Source organism: Mycobacterium sp. PSTR-4-N (assembly GCF_022348085.1).
Classification (GTDB): Bacteria; Actinomycetota; Actinomycetes; order Mycobacteriales; family Mycobacteriaceae; genus Mycobacterium.
On sequence record NZ_JAKRFN010000053.1, the window covers coordinates 1 to 2411 of the forward strand.

1 protein-coding gene is annotated in these 2411 nt (G+C 68.2%); it reads right to left on the minus strand.

Features of this window, described 5'->3' with window-relative positions:
- Nucleotides 1-2411 (minus strand): condensation domain-containing protein (locus MHN84_RS29565; protein ID WP_241207990.1); only part of this gene is annotated, 2411 nt, incomplete at both ends.

The window sequence follows — 2411 nt, forward strand, 5'->3', positions numbered from 1 at the left end:
GCTGTAGCCACGCGATGCGGTTGACGATGGCGGTGTGGGGAATGACCACACCTTTTGGCGTGCCGGTGGTGCCTGAGGTGTAGAGCACGTAGGCCACGGAGTCGGGGTGTGCTGGTGGCAGGGGTGCGGGTTGTGGATCGTGTTGTGCGGCCGAGATGTCGGCGGTGTCGTCGACGATGACGGCGGGTGCGGCGTCGGTGATCATCTGGTCCAGGCGCGCGGCGGGGTAGTCGGGATCCAGGGGCAGGAACGCGGCGCCGGTTTTGGTGGTGGCCACCAGGGCGATGATGAGTTCCAGACTGCGGGGCAGGCGGATGCCCACAACCGCACCTGGTGCAGCGCCGCGGTCACGGAGCCGGGCGGCGAAGCGGTCCGACCACGCGTCGAGCTCGGCGTAGCTCACCTCGACACCCTCGAAGGACAACGCAACAGCCTCGGGTGCCTGCTCGACGCGCGCGCGGACGAGGTCACCCAGCGTGGCCGCGGGAATCGGGTGGGCAGTGTCGTTGCGGGTCGCGAGGGCGCGGCGTTCGGCCGCCGTGACGAGGACGAGGTCACCGGCGCGACGGTCGCGGTTGCCGGCGATCTGCTCGACGACCGACATCAGCCGGGTGCCGAGGGTGTGCACCGTGTCGCGGTCGAACAGATCGGCGCTGTATTCGACGACGAGTGTCGCTGTGCCGTCGGGTTGTTCAGTCAGCGTCACGCCCAGATCGAACATGGCGGTCTGCGCCGTGTGTTCGTGCCAGCGGACAGGGAGCCCGAACAGGGTGGTGTCGTCGTCGGTGTCGCGGTGGTGGGCGATGAAGACGTTGAACAGGGGATTGCGGCCGGGGATTCGGGGTGGGTTGAGGGTTTCGACGATGCGGTCGAAGGGCAGGTCGGTGTGGGCGAACGCGGCCAGATCGGCGCTGCGGGTACGGCCGAGCAGGTCGGCGACGGTGGGGTTGCCCGACACATCGGTGCGGAGCACGACGGTGTTGACGAACAACCCGACCAGGTCACTCAAAGTGGCGTCGTCGCGGCCGGCGACCGGGGTGCCGACGACGATGTCGGTGCCGGCCCCCAGCCGGTGCAGCAGGAGCGCGACAGCGGTGTGCAGCACCATCAGCACGCTGACCTGCTCTGCGGCGGCCACCTCGCGCAACGCTGTGACGCTGCCGGGTTCGAGTACCAGTTCCACCGCACCGCCGGTGCCGGTGGGGGTCGCGGGGCGGGGTCGGTCGGTGGGCAGGGCGAGTTCGTCGGGGGCGTCGCGCAGGGTGTCGGTCCAAAACTGCAGGTGCTCATCGGCGGTCAGCTCGAGCAGATCCCGTTGCCACAGGGCGTAATCGGCGTACTGGACGGGCAGCGGTTCCCACCGGGGTGGGTGGCCGGCGTGGCGGGCGCGGTAGGCCTGCTGCAGGTCGGTGAGCAGCGGGGCGTCGGACCATTCGTCGGTGGTGATGTGGTGCAGCAACAGCACGACGGTCGTGCTGTGGTCGGAATGGGTGACCAGTGTGATGCGCAGGGGTGTTTCGCGGGTCAGGTCGAACCGGTGTGTGGTGGCCTGCGCGATGAGCTCATCCAGAGGTGCGTCGTCCTCGTCGACGATTTCGATGGCCGCGGGGGTGTCAGGGGGCAGGATGGTTTGGGCGAATCCTGTGTCGTGTTCTGTGAACACGGTGCGCAGGGTTTCGTGGCGGGCCACCACGTCACCCACCGCGGCGGTGAACGCGGCGACGTCGAAGGCGGCCGGGGCGGTGAACACCAACGGATAGTTGTAGGCGACACCGGTTTCGGGCAACTGATCGACGATCAGCATGCGCTCCTGGGCAGCCGACACCGGGACCAGCCCGGGCCGCTCGCGCGCGACGAGCTCCGGGCGCAACGGGCCCGGCGGCGGTGCGCCGTCGACGAGGACGGCCAACCCGGCCACGGTGGGGTGGTCGAACACGTCACGCAGCGACAGCTCGACGCCGAACTGCGACCGCACCCGGCTGATCAACCGGATACTCGACAACGAATGCCCGCCGGAAGCAAAGAAATCGGCATCGATGTCGGCGACTTCACGGCCGAGAACCGCGGCGAAGAGGTCGCACAGCTGACGCTGGGTGTCGGTGCTCGGAGCACGTCCGGTGACAGCGACCGGTGTCGGATCGGGCAGGGCGCGTCGGTCGAGCTTCCCGCTCGGGGTGAGGGGAAACGCGTCGATGGCAACGAAATCCGTCGGCACCATGTGCGAGGGCAGAAGGCGTGCGGCGAAATCGTGCAGTGATTCCTGCGCCGGCGCTCCGTTGGGCACGTAGTAGGCGATGAGTCGTTGGTTGTGGACGATGACGCGTGTGGTGGTGATGGTGGGGTGTGTGGTGAGGGTTGTTTCGATGTCGGTGGGTTCGATGCGGATGCCGCGGAGTTTGATTTGGTCGTCG